This window comes from Bradyrhizobium sp. HKCCYLRH2060, from assembly GCF_051168135.1.
Taxonomy (GTDB): Bacteria; Pseudomonadota; Alphaproteobacteria; order Rhizobiales; family Xanthobacteraceae; genus Bradyrhizobium.
In genome coordinates this window covers 186175-206679 of record NZ_JBNPUK010000012.1, presented here as the reverse complement: position 1 = coordinate 206679, position 20505 = coordinate 186175, and the positions used below count along the sequence as shown (strand labels likewise).

The following is a 20505-nucleotide window of genomic DNA, read 5'->3' as shown; positions in this document are numbered from 1 at the left end:
TGGCGAAGTCACAGCGCTGTCGGTATTTCCGGGGGCGTTGCACAATTCCGTTAACGAAGATGGTTACCAGTGCGCCGGCAGCCGCTTCAGGCCGCGCAGCACGAAGGTCGGCCGCCATTCCGGGTTGTCGGGATCGTCCAGCTTCAACTCCGGCAGCCGGCGCAGCAGGGTTCCGATCGCGATCTCGGCCTCGATGCGGGCGAGCTGCGCCCCCAGGCAATGGTGGATGCCACCACCGAACGACAGCGGCTTCACGTTGGCCCTGGTGATGTCGAGCTGCTCCGGATGATCCGGATAGACCGCAGGATCGCGGTTGGCGGAGCCCAGCAGGCACAGCACGCTCTCGCCCGCGGGGATCCGGCGGCCGCCGAGATCCTCGATGTCCTCGAGCGCCACCCGTCCGGTGAGCTGCACCGAGGAATCGTAGCGCAGGAACTCCTCGATCGCGTTGGTGATCAGCTCCGGCCGCGCCTTCAACAGCGCCAGCTGGTCCGGATTGCGGTGCAGCGCCAGCAGGCCGTTGCCGATCAGGTTGACCGTGGTCTCGTGCCCGGCGCCGAACAGCAGGATGATGTTGGCGGTGAGCTCCTCATTGCTGAGCTTGGCGCCGTCCTCCTCGGCCTGCAGCAGCTGCGTCGTCAGGTCGTCGCCGGGATGTTTCCGGCGCAGCTCGAACAGGTGCTGGAAATACGCCTTCGATACCGCGTTGCCGGCATTGCCCTCGGCGATCTCGGCCTTCGACAGCGGCACCGGCTCGAGCAGCCGGCCGCCCTCGCGCGAGCTCTTGTAGAACGCTTCGCGGTGCTCCTCGGGAATTCCGAGCATGTCGCAGATCACGGTGACCGGCAGCTTGAACGCGAAGTCCTCGATCAGGTCCATCCGGCCGCGCGGGATGATCTCGTCGAGCGTCGAATCGACGATCGCCTGGATCCGTGGCCGCATGTCCTCGACGCGGCGGGCCGTGAATGCCTTCACCACGAGGCCGCGCAAGCGCGTGTGATCCGGCGGATCCTGCTGCAGCATCCAATGGCTCATGCTGCGGAAGATCGGCTCGTTCATGATGTCAGGGCCGTAGCGCCGGATCGAACGCGCGACGAAGTCCTTGCCGAAGCGCTTGTCGCGCAGCACCAGGCTCGATTCCGCATGCCGGCTGGCGAGGAACGCCCCGAACGGCGTCACATGCATCGGGTCGTTGTCGCGCAGCTGCGCATAGAAGGGATAGGGATCGCGGATGAACTCCGGCGACAGCGGATTGAACAGCGGCGCGGCCTTGGCGGCCTGAACATGCTCGTTCATGGGGTCCCTCTCCCTGGATTGGCCGATTAGCTCACGCCCGCGCCGCGATGGCAACCGGCTAGTTCACACATCATGCCGCAGCCCCCGCCGTCTTTAACCTGTGCAACTGGCCGGCAACGAGGCGGACCCGGCGCGGGGCCGCGATCCAGATCGCCGCCGCCGAGACGAAGGCGCCGAGGAAGGCGATCACGAAGCCCGGCGTATAACTCAGGGTGTAGTCATACAGCACGCCGGTCACCCACGGCCCTGCTGCGCCGCCGCATAGCCCGATCAGCATCAGCGTTCCGAAGATGCTGCCGAAATGCGCGCCCTGGAATATCTCCAGCGCGACCGCGCCCATCACCGAGGTCAGGCCGTAGCCGAGCGCGCCCTGCGTCGCCACCATGATGTAGATCAGCATGAGCGACGGCGCGGCCTTGAGCGCGATCAGCGCGGCGAAGCAGATCGCGAAGCCGAGACAGCCCAATCCCCACACCGCCTCGCGCCCCAGGCGGTCCGACAGATGGCCGAGCGCGATCTGGCCCGGGATCCCGAGCAGGCTGACCGCGCCGAGCGCCCACACCGCGACGCTCGAGCTGAAACCGATCTCGAGCAGGTATTTCGTCTGGTGCACCTGCACCGCGTACCAGACGTAGAGGCCGAAGAAATAGCCGAGCGCGAGCCACCAGAACCGACCCGTTCGCAGCGCGCGCGACAACGTCCAGTCGGTGCCGGCCCAGGCGGCGTCGACGACGTTGGAGACCGGCTTGGCCGCATTGGCGAGCGGCGCGGCGTCGCCGTCGGGACGCAGGCCGATCTCCTCCGGCTTCTTGCGCAGCAAGAGATTGATCGGCGCCAGCACGACCAGCACGACGACGCCCATCGCGGTGCAGGCCGTGCGCCAGTTGGTCTGCGCGATCATGTGCTGCACCCACGGCAACAGCGTCATCGAACCGATGCCGACGCCAGCGAAGGCGATGCCGATCGCCAGGCCGCGGCGGCGGATGAACCAGTTCGGCAGGAACAAGGACTGGCCGGAATAGCCGAGGCAGACGCTGCCGGCGCCGACCATCACGCCAATGGTGATGTAGAGATGCCAGGGCTGCGAGGTCAGCGGCGCCAGCAACAGTCCGCCGGCCATCAGCGCGACGCCGAGTTCCATCACCGCGCGCGGCCCGGTGCGATCCATCAGCCGTCCGATCAGCGGACTGACGATGCCCGAGGCAACGAAGCCGAACGAGAACGCGCCGGCGGTGACACCCCGGTCCCAGCCGAATTCGGCGAGAACAGGCGGATAGAACAGCGAGAACGCGGTGCGCGCATTGACCCCGACGGCCATCGTGACGAAGGTCACGGCGACGATGACCCAGCCATAATAGAACGGCAGGCGCATTGTTGTTGTTTCACTCCCTGGTGCATCCTTCGCATCATCTGCATGCGAATGGGTCAAGGATTTTCTGCGCGGGCGACGGCGGTGTCAGCTACCTGCGAGGTCATGTGTGCGGTGCACTGTTCCTCTGCCCCCGCTGTCGTCCCGGCGAACGCCGGGACCCATACCGCGCGATCTCACGAGGGACATGGCTGACAGTTGCGCGTCTCATTCCCGCCGGTGGTTATGGGTCCCGGCTCAAGGCCGGGACGACACCGCGTATGTGGCGAGCTTCGCCGGATCATGGTTGCACGTCCCCGCAGCGCGATCTGCGCCCGAGCTTTGCTTGCTCACCCACCCTCATCGAACAGGAGGGCGCAGGGAAGGCCGGGCGCCGGCCGCGCCCGTGGCCCGCCTGCTCAAAAAAATGCAGGCGGCAGGTACCACAGGTTCAGCCGAGATCGCCCGGCCCTCCCTGCGCGATGGTCTTCACGCTTATATGCAGGCTTCCTGGCGCTCGGGCTTTTTGGCCGCCATGCGCGACAATGCGCTTGCGCACATCGTGCGGAGATACCAGCGTCGAGGTATCAGAACCCTGCAACTTCACGTCCGCAAGAACATCGTTCGTCCGCATATCCAAGACATGCTGCCCAGGACATGCTGCGAGCCCTCGCGGCCACCGCTCCCCGCCCCGCGTGTCGTGACGATCGCGCGCAACGCCCCTTCATGATGAGGCGGGATGCGCGAGAGGATCGCGGTGATTTGCCCGACGACGCAAGCGAAATGATCTGCGACAAAGTAACCCGACGGGCAAGGATGCGTACGTTACGCTAGCCGACGAACTTCATCTCGCGAGCACCAATCACGACTCAGGAATGCTGGCGATCTGAACTTGCAGCAATCGGTTCAAGTAATCTTTCATCTGAGCTAATTCTCGTGCGGCTGGGTCCGCGGCAGCAGCTTGATCGGCAACGCGGATAGCTGCTTCGTAGTCAGGCCTCGTAAGCATAATCTGATCGATCACAGTGGTAGTGCCAGGCAATATAACGCCTAATCGAGCGTTCAGGCACGCATAGCAAAAAGCACGGGCGGTTCGACCATTCCCATTTTTGAACGGATGGACCCAGTTGATTCGCCAGAGGGCGAAAGCAGCTGCATCCAAAGCATCTCCGCCGCGCCAAATTGCTTGAAGTTCTTCAAAAAACTCCTTCATTAATCGCGAAACCTGCTCCCAAGGCGGAGCCTGATAGACGACTTCGCCCGTCTCTACGTTTACGACTTGGACCGGCACGTCCCGATATTCACCAGGCTTGTTCAGCAAAAACAACGTTCCGCACCTGTGAAGCTCGCGAAGAGCCATTTCGTTTGGCGCCAACGGCAACTTATCCGGCTGATTGAAGTGGATCAGCAAAGTAACGAGTGCTTCCAGCACGTTGATGCTATTGGCCGCGTTGAGTTGTTCAATATGATGGGCCGATGGCCCGTTTATCAATTCCCAATTACTATCGAGCATTTTCCCGACCAATAAAAAAAGCCCAGCAACAGCTGGGCCCTTCTATTAGGGGTTGTCAACTTTCCAGTGTCAACCGACTTTCTTTTCGGCTGTTTCATGCCCCTCATTTTGGTCCAAGAAACTCGAGACCTCATCTCTGGTTAAGGTCGAGTTTTTAGAGCGAAGACCCATGATCAGACTCACTCGCTGGGCTTTTCGCTCAGCGGGGCTCACTCGGTGATTTTTCGCCTTCTCAGCAATCTGTTCCAGTGTCAATCCAGCCATGGCTACTCCCCGTGGGGCGGCCCCAGCATGATGCTGTTGAAATTCCAACATTTTCTTACAAATATGGTTCCAGGGCCACCGAAGTCTTCGATGATATGCATATTCGGGGTTGTACGGACAAGCCCGTACCTAACCCGAGAGATGATTTTAACCTTTGGGCGTGGCTAAAATACAGCGGCAGGCTTGAACGTCTGACGCTTCCCGAGCTCTGCTTATCTCTTTGCCTCGCCTCCAGAATTGGCCCGGTTTAAGACTGAGAAAGCCCCTGGAACGCATAGACGTCCATGCGCAGCACGCCGTAATTGGCGCTGTTGTGCAGCCGTTCGACGCGGGCGCCCTCGCCCGCGGCGCCGAGTGCAGCGAACAGCGGCAGGAAGTGCTCGTCGGTCGGATGATTGTCGCGCGCATGCGGGGCGAGACGGCGGTAGTCGACGAGGTCGTCGACGCGGCCTTCGATCGCGGCGTTGTGCACCCAGTCGGCGAAGTCGACCACCCAGGACGGCGCCGGGTCGTCGATGTCGAGCCGGCGCTTGCGGAATTCGCCGAGATTATGGGTGAAGCTGCCGCTGCCGATGATCAGCACGCCCTCGTCGCGCAGTGGGGCCAGCGCGCGGCCGAGTGCGAGATGATGTGCCGGCCCGCGCTCGGTCTGGATCGAGAGCTGCAGCACCGGAATGTCGGCCTGCGGGTACATCAGGAGCAGCGGCACCCAGGCGCCGTGATCGAGCCCGCGCTCGCGGTCGATGCCGACCGGCAGCCCGGCCGCCTGCAACCGCGCCGCGACGGCCTGCGCGAGATCGGGCGCTCCCGGCGCGGGATAGCGCAACTGATAGAGCTCACGGGGAAAGCCGTAGAAATCGTAGATCGTCTCGTTGGTGGCGACCGCATTGACGGCGGGGATGTCGGTCTCCCAATGCGCCGAGATCACCAAAATCGCCTTCGGCCGCGGCAGGCGGCCGCCGAGGCTGACGAGGAAGTCACGCGCCGCCGAATCCGTGAGCGGCAGCATCGGCGAGCCGTGCGACAGGAAGATGCTGGGAAGGGTCATGTCATCTCTCCTCGGACTGCTGACACGTCGTCAAGATCACGTCGTCAAGATAGCGCGCCAAAACCACAGCTGTCGTCCCTGCCAAGGCAGGGACCCATACCGCGTGATCGACACTCGAGGCAGGCTGAGTATCGACCGTCGTTCCCACACCAGTTCCGCCTGTGGTTATGGATCCCCGCCTTCGCGGGGATGACAGCGAAAGTGTGGCAACAGTCAGCGACCCCAACTGTCCGTGTCAGTGCGCGCTGCGCAACTGACCGCCGGCAAGGCTGCTGCGCAGGCCGCCCAGCGCGTAGGCGCCGTCGCCGAGCAGGGCCTGGATCACCAGGGTCACCGCCCAGAACGCCGGATACTCCCAGCCGCCCTTCGGATTGTTGAAGAAGAACCCGGCGGAGCCATGCACGGTGAAGATGGCGCCGAGCAGGATCGGCACGGCGGCGAGCGCCACCCAGCGGGTGTAGATGCCGAGGATCAGCGCGATGCCGGCCAGGATCTCGGCGGTGATCACCAGATAGGCCAGCTCGGGTGGCAGGCCGATACTGCCGAAGAACTTGGCGGTGCCGGCCGGCGTGAACACGAACAGCTTGAGGCTGGCATGGGCCAGAAACAACCCGCCAAGGGTGAGGCGGAGCAGAAGCGCGGCATAGGGCGCGGTACGGGAATCGATCATCGGAACCTCCGGTGGGGACGCCCAGCATATGGATCATTTCCCGAAAGACGATAATCCGATACAATGGAAATTCAGTTCACACCATAAGAGTGAGATGATCCAGTGTTGGACCGGCTGACCGGACTGGAGGTGCTCTCGAAGGTGGCCGGCTCCGGAAGCCTGTCGGGCGCGGCCCGCCTGCTCGGCATGTCGCCGACCATGGTGACAAAGCACCTTGCCGCGCTGGAGACACGCCTAGGGACCAAGCTGTTTCACCGCACCACGCGCCGGCTGACCATCACCGAGGCCGGACGCCGCTATCTCGACCTCGCCGAGCGCGTGCTCGGCGACTTCGAGGCGGCCGAGAGCGCGATCGCGGCCGACCGCGTCGAGCCGCGCGGGCTGTTGCGACTCAACGTCCCGCTCGCCTTCGGCACGCGCCAGATCGCGCCGCTGCTCGCCGGCTTCGCCGCGCTCTATCACGGCGTCAGCGTCGAGCTTGGGCTCAATGACCGGCTGGTCGACCTGATCGAGGAAGGCTGGGATCTCGCGATCCGCATCGGCACCCTCAAGGATTCCAGCCTGGTGGCGCGGCGGCTGGCGCCATGCCGGATGATGGTCTGCGCCGCGCCGTCCTATCTCGCCGCGCATGGGACGCCGCGCACCACGGCCGATCTCGCCGGCCACAACTGCCTCGGCTACACGCTGGCGGCGGCCGGCCCGTCGCGCTGGCGCATGGGCGGCAAGGCCGCGGTCGATGTCACCGTGAGCGGCAATCTGCGCGCCAACAATGGCGATGCGCTGCTCGCGGCAGCGCTCGCCGGGCAAGGCGTGATCTACCAGCCGACCTTCATCGTCGGCGACGAGATCCGCGCGGGACGGCTGGTGCCGCTGACGCTCGAGGTGCCGCCATCGGACCTGCTGGCGGTGCATGCCGTCTACCTGCCGGATCGCACGCCCTCGGCCAAGGTACGCGCCTTCATCGACCACCTCGCGGCGGCCTTCGCGCCGGAGCCGCCCTGGGATCGCGATCTTGCGTGAGCGGCGTCAGTTCTTCGTGACGTCGCCGCGAACGAACTGAGTTTCGGGCGAGCCTCAGAAATCCATTCCGCTCATCCTGCCGCCGGACGGCGTGGCCGGAGCCGCCGCCTGCTCTCTGGGGAGTTCGGCGACCATCGCCTCGGTCGTAATCAGCAGGCCCGCAACGGAGGCAGCGTTCTGCAGGGCGGTCCGCACGACCTTGGTCGGATCGATGATTCCCTTGCTGATCATGTTCCCGTAGTCGTCGGACTGTGCGTCATAGCCGTAAGCATATTGATCCCGCTCCAACAATCTGCCGACGATGACGGAGCCGTCGGCTCCGGCATTTGCCGCAATCTGGCGCGCCGGTGCTTCCAACGCCTTCATGACGATACCAAAGCCATGCATGATATCCGGATTTTGCCGAGCAGATTGCCAGCCCGCTCCCCGCGTCCGTGAATGACGGCGAGCGGATTCGCGCCTTTCTCTGAGGTTGAGAATCATTTCTGTCAGATAGTCGATCAATTCGGCTTCGAGCGAATCGGGAAGCTGCAAACGATGGACACGCTGAAAGAAGAAATCCGGATAGACGAACGGACTGTCGGAATTCAGCAGCTTCTCGATGGATGCGAAGATCTCGTTCAAGAGCCTGTTGTTCAACAAGGACTGCTTACGAAGCAAGCGCCCCAGATCGTGCGTGTCAGACATCGCGAGGTCGGAAATGCTGTCCGGCTCGCTCTTGCTCCTGAACACCCGGCTCAGGGACTGCCTGGCGCGCAACAGCGCAATGCCGCCGCCCGGCAGGATGCCTTCCTCGACAGCCGCACGGGTCGCATGCATCGCGTCATCCACGCGATCCTTGCGCTCCTTGACCTCGACCTCGGTCGCGCCGCCGACGCGGATCACCGCGACGCCGCCGGCGAGCTTGGCCAGACGCTCCTGCAGCTTCTCACGGTCGTAGTCCGAGGTGGTCTCCTCGATCTGCGCCTTGATCTGCTGAACGCGCGCCTCGATGTCGGCCTTCTTGCCGGCGCCGTTGACGATCGTGGTGTTCTCCTTGTCGATCATCACCTTCTTGGCGCGGCCGAGCATGGAGAGGTTGACGTTCTCGAGCTTGATGCCGAGGTCTTCCGAGATCGCCTGGCCGCCGGTCAGGATCGCGATGTCCTGCAGCATGGCCTTGCGGCGGTCGCCGAAGCCCGGCGCCTTGACGGCCGCGACCTTCAGGCCGCCACGCAGACGGTTCACGACCAAGGTGGCCAGCGCCTCGCCCTCGACGTCCTCGGCGACGATGACCAGCGGCTTGCCGGTCTGCACCACGGCCTCGAGCAGCGGCAGCAGCTCGTTCAGCGACGACAGCTTCTTCTCGTTGATGAGGATGTAGGCGTCGTCCATCTCGACGCGCATCTTGTCGGCATTGGTGACGAAGTAGGGCGAGATGTAGCCGCGGTCGAACTGCATGCCCTCGACGACGTCGAGCTCGGTCTCGAGCGACTTGGCTTCCTCGACGGTGATCACGCCCTCGTTGCCGACCTTCTTCATGGCGTCGGCGAGGAACTTGCCGATCTCGGAGTCGCCGTTGGCGGAGATGGTGCCGACCTGGGCGATCTCGTCGTTCGACGTGACCTTCTTGGAGTTCTTGACGAGATCGGCGACGACCGCCTCGACCGCGAGGTCGATGCCGCGCTTCAGATCCATCGGGTTCATGCCGGCGGCAACCGCCTTGGCGCCTTCGCGGACGATGGCCTGGGCCAGCACGGTCGCGGTGGTGGTGCCGTCGCCAGCCGCATCAGCGGACTTCGAGGCGACCTCGCGCACCATCTGCGCGCCCATGTTCTCGAACTTGTCGTCGAGCTCGATCTCCTTGGCGACGGTGACGCCGTCCTTGGTGATGCGCGGCGCCCCGAACGACTTGTCGAGGACGACGTTGCGGCCCTTCGGACCGAGCGTGACCTTCACGGCATTGGCGAGGATGTCCACGCCGCGCAGCATGCGGTCGCGGGCTTCACCGGCGAATTTGATGTCCTTGGCTGCCATTCTCGACGACCTCCTAGGGCTTCAACATCGGCAGACTGATCGCTTTCTGCATATGCCTGATGTTGACGAGACGCAGCTTGGATATCTTGGTCAGGCAAGCCTGGTCGCTGACGACATCGACCCTGAGCCGGTCAGGATCGAAGCCTGCCAGGATCAGCCTGTCCTTGAACTCCATGGCACGATCGAGATCGCATTCCGGCTCCTGGTCGGAGGCCACGATGTAGATCTCGAATCCCAATATCGCGATTTTCTCCCTGTCCAGGCGGTTGCTGAACTCGACGAACTGGCCGTCGATGTAGCGCCTGTTCTCCGGCTTCAGGTATTTTGCGTCGATCAGACACCCGATGGTCTGCGACAGCGCTTCGTCCGGGATGGCTTCGTGCTTCTCGCACAAGATGGAGACGCTGAAATGCTTCGAATTGGAGTACTTCGACTGCATGATCTCCTTCTTGCAATCCTGCATCTGCCGCATCGGAACGCCGAAGGGGGACCAGGCACATGGCTGCTCGCCGTCGAGCGTGGCGAAATAGAGAGGAATGACTTCGCGCATCTTATCTAAGCCCCTGATTCAACACCGTCAGAGTTTCGACGAGCGACTCCTGACCTTGCGTCGCAGCCGCCATGAAGTCGGCATGGCTGGCCATCTTGCTGTAGGCAATGAAGGATCGGAGCTTCTTTTCCACCCCCCTGGGCAACCCCGGCTCGACAAGCTGCGAGGCGGCCTCCTTCAGCTCCTTGGCGAGCGACTCCACGTCTTCGACCAGCTCCGCCCGCTTCACCTTGAAATCCGTCTTTTGGACGTCCGTATCCTTGAGACGGCGGACATGGGCCTTTGCCCGTCGCCAGAGCACCCCGATTTTTCCGAGGTCCGGTCCGCCCGACTGCACGAGCCGGCCGATCAGCGACAGGGCGGCGAATGCTGATACGCTGGCCTGCATCAGCGCGGCGTTCATGTCCGATCTGGGCCAGGTTCCGAGCAAGCTCAGCACAGTGACCACCAAGACCGTGACGAGGCAGGGAATGATCGCCGCGACGACCGAGATGTAGTCCGCTCTTGCGGCGTTGATGCATACGACCAGGCACAGGAGTAAGACGACGACCGTGATGCGCGCTTCGTGCCCCGCGGCCTGCGTGCCGAGCGAGGTGAAAATATCGATGGCCTTGATTGCTCCGGTTGCGGCCACCAAGAACAGCAGCGCCATCAGCAGCGGCCCCACCAGCGCATGCTCGGGGCGATACGGAAACCAGATCAGCCGGTGGAAGACGACCTTGTACAATGGCGTATCCCGTCGTGAGACGAAGCCCCGTCTCGCAGGCTGCAGGCAATGGAGACCTCGGGGGCCTCAAATCGAGTATCCAAACCAATCCGAATTAGAGAATAATGATGCCAACTCCAACGTTCTTGCAAGTCCGTCCTGCCGTGCGGGCAATTGCACCTGCGCTGTTGCGCTGCCCGATCCAGCCGTGCCATCGAGGATGATCGGGCTGTGGCTCTGCCGCCTGCAGCGACGTCCGGAGACGTAGAAACTCATGACAGACCAGACTGCGGCCGGGCGTCCATGGACGCTGCTCCGCTCCCTGCAATCCTACCGGTTGAGCGCCCTGCCCGCCGATCTCGCCGCCGGACTGACGCTGGCGGCGATCGCGATCCCCGAGCAGATGGCGACCGCCAAGCTCGGCGGCTTCGCGCCCGAGATCGGCTTCTTCGCCTTCATGGCGGGATCGCTGGGGTTTGCGCTGTTCGGCGCCAACCGCTTCCTGTCCTGCGGCGCCGATTCCACGATCACGCCGATCTTCGCCGGCGGCCTGGCGCTGCTTGCGGCCGGCGGCACGCCCGAATACGGCAGCCTGGCCGCGGCGCTGGCGCTGCTGGTCGGGGTCATGCTGGTGCTGGCCGGCGGCTTCAAGCTCGGCGGCATCGCCAACCTGCTGTCGGTGCCGGTCACCGTGGGCTTCCTCGCCGGCATTGCCGTGCATATCATCGTCTCACAATTGCCGGGCGTGCTCGGCCTGCCGTCACCGAGCGGGCCGACGCTGGCGCGGATCGCGACCCTCGCGGGCGAGCTCGGCAAGTCCAACGCATACACGATGCTCATCGGCTTCGGCGTGCTCGCGACCATCACGGTCTGCGAGCGGATCAGCGCCCGCATACCCGGCGCGCTGATCGCGCTGACGGCCGCGACCCTGTTCGTGATGTCGGCCGGGCTGCAGGGCGGTGGCGTGCCCGTCATCGGCGAGATCGCCGGCACGGTGCCGATGCCGTCCGTGCCGCTGATCGGACCGGAACAATGGGCGAAGCTGGTCCCCCTCGCCTTCCTGATCGCCGTCGTGGTGATGGTGCAGACCTCGGCGACGACGCGCTCGTTCCCCTCCGATCCCGACCGGCCGGCCGACGTCGACCGCGACTTCCTCGGCGCCGGCGCCGGCAGCCTGCTGGCCGGATTGTTCGGCGCCTTTCCCGTCAATGCCAGTCCGCCGCGCACCGGCATCGTGGTCGAGACCGGCGGCCGGTCGCAGGTCGCGGGCCTGCTCGCCGCCGCGATCGTGCTGCTGCTCGTGCTGTTCGGCGCGCGGCTGCTTGCGAATGTGCCGGAGGCGGCGCTCGGCGGCGTGCTGCTGTTCGTCGCGCTGCGCATCATCCGCGTCGCGCAGATCACCAGCGTCTATCGTGCGTCGAAGGGCGAGTTCCTGCTCATCCTCGCCACCGCGGTGGCGATCATCGCGCTGCCGATCGAGCAGGGCGTCGCGCTCGGCATCGCGCTGTCGCTGCTGCACGGCATCTGGAGCACGACGCGCGCCCACCTCATCGCCTTCGAACGCGTGCCGGACACGACGATCTGGTGGCCGGCGCATCCGCAGATCAGAGGCGAGGAGCTGTCCGACATCGCCGTGGTCGGCTTCCAGGCCCCGCTCAGCTTCCTCAATGCGGCGACGTTCCGCGCCGACATGCAGCGCCTGCTGCGCAGCCGCAAGCCGCGGCTGGTGGTGTTCGAGGCCAGTGCCATCGTAGAGATCGATTTCACCGCCGCGCAGACCCTGCGCGACATGATCCATATCTGCAACGAGACCGGCATCGTGTTCGCGGTGGCGCGGCTGGAGTCGCTGCGGGCCCAGGCGGCCTTCGAACGGTTCGGCCTGTACGACGTGCTGCCGCGGGAGCGCGTGTTCCACAGCGTCGATCACGCGCTGCAGAAGCTGCGCGGCAGTGCCTCGGATATGCACGCTTGAGGGAATGGCGGCACGAGCGCCGCCGTGGTCGACGACGCCTGCGGGGCCAAGCGGACGCTTGCGCTCTGCGCAGTGACCTCGTGATACAAACCGTTACACGTTGCGGCGACGCTCGACATATGCCTGCTAAATTGATCGGCGAGACAGCAGCCTCACAAGGCCCGGCGCGTCGGCCGCGGCAAGAGAGGAATCATCGATCATGCACAAGCTGTTTCCGCTGCTGTTGATAGTCATCTTCGGCGCTGCCGCCCAGGCTCAGGACAGGAGCGCGATGCGCCAGGCGTGCGGCGACGACGTGCGCACGCTTTGTACGGGAATCATGCCGGGCGGCGGCCGCATCAAGCAATGCATGATCGAGAAGTTCGATAAGCTCTCCGACGGCTGCAAGACGGCGCTGAAGGACGCGAAGGCGCAGCCTGGCGGCAAATGATGCCGGCTGCGACGAAAGCCAGCGGCAGACGTCGCTCGTCGTTCATGTTCCTTGCAGCGAATGTCTGCTAGAATATCCTAAGATGGCGACGATGCCGTAGCGATGCGCTCCATGATCAGCAGAGCTGCATCGCGCGATCGATGTCGTGGAGGTCTCTATGGTACTAGGAAGAGGTTTCGCGGCGTCGAAAAAATTGCGAAACCAAATCCTGTCCGAGGACGTCTAAGGACTGCACTGCTTCGAAACCAACGAGAGGACCGCACTGCAATGCGCAATCTGTTCACCTCCGCCCTGCTCGCCGCGACCGTCATGCTGGGCGCGTCGGCCGCGCAGGCCTTCACGCTGCCGGCTCAGCCGGCTGCTCCGGACGGCAATGTCGAGCGCGTCGCCGGCGGCTGCGGTCCCGGCTGGTTCCCCGACCGTTGGGGCCGTTGCCGACCCGCCCCGCGCGTCTATCGCCCCTACGGTTATGGCGGCTTCGGCCCGCGCACCTGCTGGGTCCGGCCGACCCCGTGGGGACCGCGCCGCGTCTGCCGTTGATTTGAACGGACTACAGCGCCGCCGCGTGTCGAACGCGGCGGCGTTTTTGTTTGGTGCTCTCCTGACGAGGTTGGATCGGACGTGTCGCCGCGCAGGTAGTGCGCACCCTCTCCCCGTTCTTACGGGGAGAGGGTGCGCAGCGTGATCGAGGAGAGAGTTGAGGCCTGATGCGGCTTCAGGCCGGGATGATCTTGCCGGGGTTGAAGATGTTGTGCGGATCGAGCGCGGCCTTCACCGCGCGCATCGCGTCCAGCGCTTCCTCGCCGAGCTCGGACTTGAGGTATTTCTGCTTGCCCTGGCCGATGCCGTGCTCGCCGGTGCAGGTGCCGTCCATGGCCTGGGCGCGCTCGACCAGGCGGTGCATGAACTCGTCGCCGCGCGCCATCTCGTCGGCATCGTCGACGTCGCACATCAGCGAGCAGTGGAAATTGCCGTCGCCGACATGGCCGACGATCGGCGAGGTCAGCCGCAGACGCGCGAGATCCTCCTCGGTCTCGGTGACGCAGTCCGCCAGCCGCGAGATCGGCACGCAGACATCGGTCGCGACCACGCCGACGCCGGGCCGGATCGCCTTCACCGACCAATAGGCGTCGTGACGCGCCTGCCACAGCTTGGTGCGGTCCTCCGGCTTGGTGGTCCAGGCGAAGTCGCCGCCGCCGCACTCCCTGGCGATCTCGGCAAAGTTCTTCGACTGCTCGGCGACCTCGGCCTCACTGCCATGAAATTCGAGGAGCAGCAGCGGCGTCTCCGGCAGGGTCAGCTTGGAATAGGCGTTGCAGGCCTTCACCTGCGCCGCATTGAGCAGCTCGATGCGCGCCATCGGAATGCCGGTCTGAATCGCGAGGATCGTCGCCTGGCAGGCGCCGCGCACCGTCTCGAACGAGCACGACGCCGCCGCTATGGTCTCGGGAATGCCGCGCAGACGGATCGTCATCTCGCAGATGATGCCGAGCGTGCCCTCGGCGCCGATGAACAGGTGCGTCAAATCGTAGCCGGCCGCGGACTTCTTGGCACGGGTGCCGGTCTTGATGATCTCGCCGTCGCCGCGCACCACCTTCAGCGCCAGCACGTTCTCGCGGATGGTACCGTAGCGCACCGCATTGGTGCCGGAGGCCCGGGTCGAGGCCATCCCGCCGAGCGAAGCGTCGGCGCCGGGATCGATCGGGAAGAACAGGCCCTGGTCGCGGAGATATTCGTTCAGCGTCTTGCGGGTGATGCCGGGCTGGATCACGCAGTCGAGGTCCTCGGCATGCACCTCCAGCACCTTGTTCATGTCGCGCATGTCGATGCAGATGCCGCCCGCGGGCGCGTTGACCTGGCCCTCCAGCGAGGTGCCGGTGCCGAACGGAATGATCGGCACGCCTCGGGGGGCGCAGATGCGGACGACGTCCTGGATGTCGGCGGTCTCCTGCGCCAGCACCACGCCATCCGGCGGCTGCGTCGGCAGCCAGGTCGTGGTATGGCCATGCTGCTCGCGCACGGCCTGCGAGGTGATGAGCCGGTTGCCGAAGCGGGCTGCGAGCGCGTCGAGCGCGCTTTTCAGCGCCTCCGGCGCGGGCCGCTTCAAATCGTGATGGGGGATCGTCGTCGCCACTGCTTCCTCCGAAAGTTGGGCGGACCGTGGCAAAGGACGCAACAGGGGTCAAGGGAGCAAACGGAAGAGCCGATGAGCGATAATGCAGTGCCCACGACGCAAGAGGCCGGGCCGTTCATGTCACAGGTCATGCAGATCGAGCCGCAATGGATCGACTACAACGGCCATCTCAACATGGCCTACTACAACGTGATGTTCGACCGCGCGATCGATCAGATCTGGGCCGAGCTCGGTATCGGCCCGGCCTATATGAAGGAGCGCCAGGGCTCGACCTTCACCGCCGAATGCCACGTGCGTTATCTGCGCGAGATCCATCTCGGCGATCCCGTCCAGGTCGCGGTCTGGCTGATCGCAGCCGACGAGAAGCGGCTGCACACCTTCGAGGAACTGCGCCATGCCGGGGAAGGCTGGGTCTCGGCGACCTCGGAGAACATGTCGGTGCACATCGACATGACCAAGCGCAAGGTCGCGCCGTTTCCGCCGGACATCCAGGCCAACATCGCCCGCGTGCTGCGGGCGCATGCCGCGCTGCCGCAGCCCGACGGGCTCGGCCGCGCCATCGGCATGCCGCGCAAGTAGGACCAGCGGGCCATGCGGGCGCGCCGGCGTCCCGCGCTCAGCTCCCGCCGGCCGCCCTCTTCTTCGCAGCACCTGACTTGGCGACGCGCGCCTTCGCGGCGCGCGGCTTGGGACTGGTGGCCCTGACCGCCAAGCGGGCCTGCGGCCGGATGCGGTAGCGCCCCGACCCGGCCGGATCGCGGTTGCCGACCTGGTTCTGCGGCACGCCGCTCAGGACCTGGACGATGTCGTCACGGACGACCGGAAAGATGCGATAATACTGGTGCTCCTGCGGGTCCTGCGCGAACGACGTGACGTCAGAGCAATCCACCGCGGTGACCTTGTCGCTGATGCTGCCCATGTTGTCGGGGCCGTCATTGCCGAGCCGCGGACCGTTGAATTTCGTGCCCGCGCTCAGCGTGTTCAGCACCCAATCCTTGGTCGAGTGATAGACCGTGACGCTGCTCGCGGTGCGCGGTAGATATTTCAGCTTCGCCGGGTCGTCGAACGCATCCGCGTCCTCGTCGGCTGCCGCGAGCACGATCTTGTCGAACGTCCTGCGCAGTCCGGTCAGCGCCGGCTGCGTGCCGTCCATCCGCACCATCGCCGGCACGCTGCCAGCCATGGCCGCGCCGGCCGCCGGATCCGGCATCTGCATCAAGGCCTGCAGCGCGCCGCGCAGGACATAGACGCCCATGCTGTGACAGACGAGATGAATGCTCTGGTTGCAGCGTTCGCTCTCCGGCAGGCCGTCGACGAAATCATAGAGCCGCCGCAGCGTGCGTGCCACGGCCGGGCCGGATGCCGCCGCCGTCTTGCGGTCGTGCTGATAGTCCACAAACGGCAGCGGCACGCCGACCGGCGAGGCCACCGACGGCCAACTGAACACGAACATGTTGGCATCGATCCCGTAGAACGCCGATATCCAACCGGCGCGTTCGATCGAGTCGACGAAGCTGTTGCTGAAGCCATGAATGAACGCGATCGTCGGCCGCGCCTTCGCCAGCATGTCGGTACGCAGGGCGCCGAAGATCGTATTGCTGCCGAGGACGGCTCGGGAGCCTTGCGGAAAGATCAGTTGCTCGTCCTCGACATGAAGCGATCCAGGCACCAGGCCATAGCTCGATGCCTGCAGATCGACGGCGATCTCGGCCCGGCCATACCTGATGTTCAAGCCGTTGACGGGACCGAGCTCGGAGCTGAACCCGGTAATCTGATTCGTGCCTTCGGCCGTGATCGGTTGCCTGTTGGTCGCGAAATAGACCGTGACGTTCATGATCCCGCCCTCTGAGAATATCGCCAGCAAGCATGGCACGGCACCGGACGAGCGGATCGTCGGAAGCGGCGCGAAATGGCTTCCGCACCACGGCAGTCACGCGCGATGGGCCGGATCCGAACAACGTCGCCGTCTGAACAACGTCGCCGAACCGGCGCGGCTTCCGCAACCGCGCTCCACCTCAGATAGAACACCACAAACAGCGCGCACGCAATCGCGATGGATGCGCACGGCGTCTTGCGACGCACGACCGCGCTGCGCAAACCGGCCCATCTCGTCTGGTCAGCCCTGCATCACCCAGTCGGGCAAGCGCGCGAACCAGGGCTGCGCCTGCTCGAGCTGGCGGGCGAGCTGCAACAGTCTCGTCTCGTCGCCGAGCCGGCCTGTGAACTGCACGCCGAGCGGCAGGCCGTCGGCGGTCCAGTGCAGCGGCACGCTCATCGCCGGCGTTCCCGTCAGATTGGCGAGCTGCGTGAACGGGACATATTGCAGGCTGTCGCGGGCGATCTTGTCGATCATGCCGTCGAGCAGGCCCCAGCGCGTCAGCAGCCCGAGCAGGCCGATGCGGTCGAGCATGTCGAGCAGGGTCTGTTCGGCCGTGCTCGGATCGCCCTCGCCGTGCCGGATCGGAGGGTGTGCGAGCGTCGGTGTCAGCAGCAGGTCGTAGCGCGCATGGAAGCGCGCGAGCGCGCGAGCGAACTCGTTCCATTTGAGCAGCTGCGTCGTCAGCGCGCCGGCCGAGATCGCGCCGCCCAGCGTCGACAGCACCCGCGTCAGCAGCTCGAACTCCTCGCGCCTGGCGCCCTTGCCGCGCGCGTCGGCGACTAGCGCCGCGACCTGGCCGAAATAGATGTGCAGGAACGAGGTCGCGAGCGCGGCGCCGTCGATGTCGGGGGTGGCCTCCTCGACCTCGTGACCAAGGCCCCGCAGCAGCTTCACGGCGTTGTCGACCGCAAGCTTCGCCTCGGCATGCACCTCGGTCCCGATCGGCGACGCCGCCGTGTAGCCGATGCGCAAGCGGCCGGGATCGCGGGCGACCGCATTGGCATAGACCACGCCGGGCTCGGCGGTGAGAAAGGGATCGCCGGGCTCGCTGCCCGCGATGACGTCGAGCGCGAGCGCGGTGTCGCGAACGCTGCGCGACAGCACGCCCTCGCTCGAGGCGCCGAACCAATACTCACCGAAGCCCGGGCCCGACGAGATCAGGCCGCGCGACGGCTTCAGCCCGAACAGGCCGCAGCAGGCGGCGGGAATGCGGATCGAGCCGCCGCCATCATTGCCGGCGGCCATCGGCACGACGCCCGAGGCGACCGCCGCTGCAGCGCCGCCGCTGGAGCCACCCGGCGTATGCGCGGGATTCCAGGGGTTGCCGACGCGGCCGAAAGCGCGGGAGTCGCTGACGCCCTTCAGCGCGAGCTCCGGCAGGTTGGTCTTGCCGAAGATCACCAGGCCGGCTTCGAGATACCGCCTGACGACCGAGGCATGCTCGGCGGCCGCGAAGCCGGACAGCGCCTTGCTGCCATAGGCCGTCGGCAGGCCCGCATAGTCCTGGGCACAATCCTTGATCAGGAACGGTACGCCGGTGAACGGGCCGGTGGCGGGCTTGGCAAGCTGCGCACGGGCCTCGCCCTCCATCAGCCTGCAGACGGCGTTGGTCCGCGGCTGGGCCCGCTCGTTCTGTACCAGCGCGAGCTGCAGCAGCTCCGCCGCATGGGTCTCGCCGCCCTTCACCGCGGCGGCAAGCGCCGTTGCATCTCGCTGCACATAGTCCCCGAAGTTCACGCCGCCCTCCCCGCACCGCATTCGTTGCCGTGATCGTAGCTGATTCTGGCTGCAACCGAGGCGCAGTTGCGCCGAACGCGGCGTCAATGCGGCCTCATCGGGGCGATCATGGCGACATGATGATCAACCCCGGTCGACTCGAGGGCCGGATTGCGCAGCTTGGTCCCGATTTTAGTTAATTTGATTCAGATCATTCGTCGCGTCTCTTGTGCCGACCTAACCTTACGCATCGTTAGTTGCGTAGAGTTGACGAGAGAGCGATGGGACGCCTCGCAAGCCTGCTGAGCCGAGCGCACGGTCCGCATGAGGATGCGGCGGCCCTGCCCGTGACCACCGCCGACTACTTCATCCTGCTGTCGCGCGCGATGGAGAACCTGCCGGACTCATCCCCCGAACGCCGAGCCGAAGTCTACCAGTCGGCCCGCCAGGCGCTGGTGACCCAGTTGCAGGCGATGGATCCGCCGGTCTCGCGATCACGCATCAAGGCCGAGCAGCGCGCGCTCGACGACGCGGTTGATACGATCGAGACGCGCGCGCTGACGACACCGGACGGCAGTCCGGAACAGACGATGACGCTGGTCCCGGATGACCCGCTGTATCCCTCCGCCGTTACTGCACAGATCGACATTCCCGCCGTTTCCGTTTCAACAGCTCAAGATGATGACCAGGACCCCGCCATGGCTCAAAGTCAGTTTCATTCCAAGTTTGCCCCGCGCGCCGTCGAGGAGAAGCCGATGTCACGACTCGATGAAATCAACCGCGTCCTGCGCAAGCTGCAGAGCGACTCGTTCGGGGTCGAGGCCTGCGCGCTGATCTCGGAGGACGGGCTGATGATCGCGAGCGTGCTCGCGGCTGACATGGAGGAGACGCGGGTCGCCGGCATGACCGCGACCTTGCTGTCGCTGGGCGGCCGGGCCGCCATGGAGCTCGGCCGCAGCCATCTGCAGGAGGTCATCATCCGCGGCGAGTCCGGCTACGCCGTGCTGGTCAGCGCCGGCCGCGGCGCGCTGCTGCTCGCGCTCACCAACGAGAACAGCAAGCTGGGCTTAACCTTCTTCGACATGCGCGAAGCCGTCCGGTCGCTGCAGAAGGTGCTCTAGCGCATCGTCGTCAATGAGCCGGCGCGCGGCGATCGCGCGGCGCCGGCGGGGAGTCATTTCATGGCCAATACCGTCCTCTATGACGACGGCGTTCACAAGAACATCCTGTTGGAGGATTTCGGCGCCGGCGACCTCGCGGTGCAGGCGAACCAGCATCTGATCATCCACGACCGCGTCGGCATGCTGCTCGATCCGGGCGGCCACAAGGTCTATTCCAGGGTGCTCAGCGAGACCTTCAGCGAGCTCGCGGGCGGGCGGCTGAAATATCTGTTCCTGTCGCACCAGGATCCCGACATCGTCGCAGCTATCAACGGCTGGCTGATGACGACCGACGCCGACGCCTACATCTCGGAGCTGTGGACCCGCTTCGTGCCGCATTTCGGCTTCGACCACATCGTCGCCGACCGGCTGAAGCCGATCCCCGACGAAGGCATGGTGTTCGATCTCGCCGGCAGCAGGCTGTACGCGCTGCCGGCGCACTTTCTGCACAGCGAGGGCAATTTCCAGCTCTACGATCCGATCTCGAAGATCCTCTACAGCGGCGACCTCGGCGCTTCGATCGGCGTCGACTACACCGTCGTGCGCGACTTCAAGGCGCATACGCGCTTCATGGAAGGCTTTCACCGCCGCTACATGGTCTCCAACCGCGTCATGAAGGCGTGGGCGCAGATGGTGAGCACGCTCGACATCGAGATCATCGCCCCGCAGCACGGCGCGCTGTTTCCGGATGCTGCAATGTCGCGCCAGTTCATTGCCTGGTGCGCGGGGCTCGAATGCGGCATCGACCTGATCACGCCGAAGTTCAAGGTGCCCGTGGGCTGA

Annotated in this window: 18 protein-coding genes; 7 read left to right on the top strand and 11 right to left on the bottom strand. The window is 65.1% G+C overall.

Going from position 1 to position 20505, the window contains the following annotated elements; genetic code table 11:
- Window positions 1-63: 63 nt before the first annotated feature.
- The 5 genes from ACQR10_RS23200 to ACQR10_RS23180 all read right to left on the bottom strand — a co-directional run bounded on the left by ACQR10_RS23200 (window position 64) and on the right by ACQR10_RS23180 (window position 6139).
- On the bottom strand, window positions 64-1296 hold the full coding sequence (locus tag ACQR10_RS23200; RefSeq protein ID WP_315805531.1) for a cytochrome P450: 1233 nt from the start codon (window positions 1294-1296) through the stop codon (window positions 64-66).
- 70 nt (window positions 1297-1366) lie between these two features.
- Window positions 1367-2668, bottom strand: a complete 1302-nt coding sequence (locus ACQR10_RS23195; protein ID WP_316217697.1) for an MFS transporter — start codon at window positions 2666-2668, stop codon at window positions 1367-1369.
- A gap of 838 nt (window positions 2669-3506) precedes the next feature.
- Window positions 3507-4157 carry a Fic family protein gene (locus ACQR10_RS23190; RefSeq protein ID WP_316217698.1) on the bottom strand — a complete coding sequence of 217 codons (651 nt, stop codon included), beginning with the start codon at window positions 4155-4157 and terminating at the stop codon, window positions 3507-3509.
- Window positions 4158-4668: 511 nt separating this feature from the next.
- Entirely contained in the window at window positions 4669-5469 is an 801-nt protein-coding gene (locus tag ACQR10_RS23185; RefSeq protein ID WP_316217699.1) for a DODA-type extradiol aromatic ring-opening family dioxygenase, read from the bottom strand.
- Between the two features lie 235 nt (window positions 5470-5704).
- Window positions 5705-6139 (bottom strand): DoxX family protein, encoded by a 435-nt coding sequence (locus ACQR10_RS23180; RefSeq protein ID WP_315805528.1) that lies wholly within the window; start codon window positions 6137-6139, stop codon window positions 5705-5707.
- A gap of 102 nt (window positions 6140-6241) precedes the next feature.
- Between ACQR10_RS23180 and ACQR10_RS23175 the strand changes: the two genes are divergently transcribed.
- A complete protein-coding gene (locus ACQR10_RS23175) occupies window positions 6242-7159 on the top strand; it encodes a LysR family transcriptional regulator (RefSeq protein ID WP_316217700.1) in 918 nt (305 codons plus the stop codon).
- A gap of 54 nt (window positions 7160-7213) precedes the next feature.
- On the opposite strand, the gene groL is transcribed toward ACQR10_RS23175, so the two are convergent.
- From groL to ACQR10_RS23160, 3 genes are read right to left on the bottom strand one after another with little or no spacing between them, the layout of a single operon-like run.
- Window positions 7214-9175 carry a chaperonin GroEL gene (gene groL, locus ACQR10_RS23170; RefSeq protein WP_316217701.1) on the bottom strand — a complete coding sequence of 654 codons (1962 nt, stop codon included), beginning with the start codon at window positions 9173-9175 and terminating at the stop codon, window positions 7214-7216.
- 13 nt (window positions 9176-9188) lie between these two features.
- Complete coding sequence (locus tag ACQR10_RS23165) at window positions 9189-9725, bottom strand: hypothetical protein (RefSeq protein ID WP_315802157.1); 537 nt, start codon at window positions 9723-9725, stop codon at window positions 9189-9191.
- A gap of 1 nt (window position 9726) precedes the next feature.
- Window positions 9727-10452 (bottom strand): hypothetical protein, encoded by a 726-nt coding sequence (locus ACQR10_RS23160; RefSeq protein ID WP_315802156.1) that lies wholly within the window; start codon window positions 10450-10452, stop codon window positions 9727-9729.
- A gap of 253 nt (window positions 10453-10705) precedes the next feature.
- Here ACQR10_RS23160 and ACQR10_RS23155 point away from each other — a divergent pair, with 253 nt between their 5' ends.
- From ACQR10_RS23155 to ACQR10_RS23145, 3 genes are all read left to right on the top strand, one after another.
- On the top strand, window positions 10706-12403 hold the full coding sequence (locus ACQR10_RS23155) for a SulP family inorganic anion transporter (protein ID WP_316217703.1): 1698 nt from the start codon (window positions 10706-10708) through the stop codon (window positions 12401-12403).
- 199 nt (window positions 12404-12602) lie between these two features.
- Window positions 12603-12833, top strand: a complete 231-nt coding sequence (locus tag ACQR10_RS23150; protein WP_316217704.1) for a hypothetical protein — start codon at window positions 12603-12605, stop codon at window positions 12831-12833.
- A 267-nt stretch (window positions 12834-13100) separates the two neighbouring features.
- Window positions 13101-13373: a GCG_CRPN prefix-to-repeats domain-containing protein gene (locus tag ACQR10_RS23145; RefSeq protein ID WP_315802153.1), complete on the top strand. Its 273-nt coding sequence runs from the start codon at window positions 13101-13103 to the stop codon at window positions 13371-13373.
- A gap of 175 nt (window positions 13374-13548) precedes the next feature.
- Here the strand turns inward: ACQR10_RS23145 and ACQR10_RS23140 are convergent, their stop codons facing one another.
- Complete coding sequence (locus ACQR10_RS23140) at window positions 13549-14967, bottom strand: FAD-binding oxidoreductase (protein WP_316217705.1); 1419 nt, start codon at window positions 14965-14967, stop codon at window positions 13549-13551.
- A gap of 72 nt (window positions 14968-15039) precedes the next feature.
- On the opposite strand from ACQR10_RS23140, the gene ACQR10_RS23135 reads away from it, so the two are divergent.
- Window positions 15040-15546, top strand: a complete 507-nt coding sequence (locus ACQR10_RS23135; protein WP_316217706.1) for a thioesterase family protein — start codon at window positions 15040-15042, stop codon at window positions 15544-15546.
- Between the two features lie 37 nt (window positions 15547-15583).
- On the opposite strand, the gene ACQR10_RS23130 is transcribed toward ACQR10_RS23135, so the two are convergent.
- Together ACQR10_RS23130 and ACQR10_RS23125 are read right to left on the bottom strand one after the other, a co-directional pair.
- Complete coding sequence (locus tag ACQR10_RS23130) at window positions 15584-16801, bottom strand: alpha/beta hydrolase (protein WP_316217707.1); 1218 nt, start codon at window positions 16799-16801, stop codon at window positions 15584-15586.
- 282 nt (window positions 16802-17083) lie between these two features.
- On the bottom strand, window positions 17084-18583 hold the full coding sequence (locus tag ACQR10_RS23125; RefSeq protein WP_316217708.1) for an amidase: 1500 nt from the start codon (window positions 18581-18583) through the stop codon (window positions 17084-17086).
- 260 nt (window positions 18584-18843) lie between these two features.
- On the opposite strand from ACQR10_RS23125, the gene ACQR10_RS23120 reads away from it, so the two are divergent.
- Both ACQR10_RS23120 and ACQR10_RS23115 read left to right on the top strand, forming a co-directional pair.
- Window positions 18844-19683, top strand: a complete 840-nt coding sequence (locus ACQR10_RS23120; protein ID WP_316181753.1) for a roadblock/LC7 domain-containing protein — start codon at window positions 18844-18846, stop codon at window positions 19681-19683.
- 60 nt (window positions 19684-19743) lie between these two features.
- A complete protein-coding gene (locus tag ACQR10_RS23115) occupies window positions 19744-20505 on the top strand; it encodes an MBL fold metallo-hydrolase (protein ID WP_316217709.1) in 762 nt (253 codons plus the stop codon).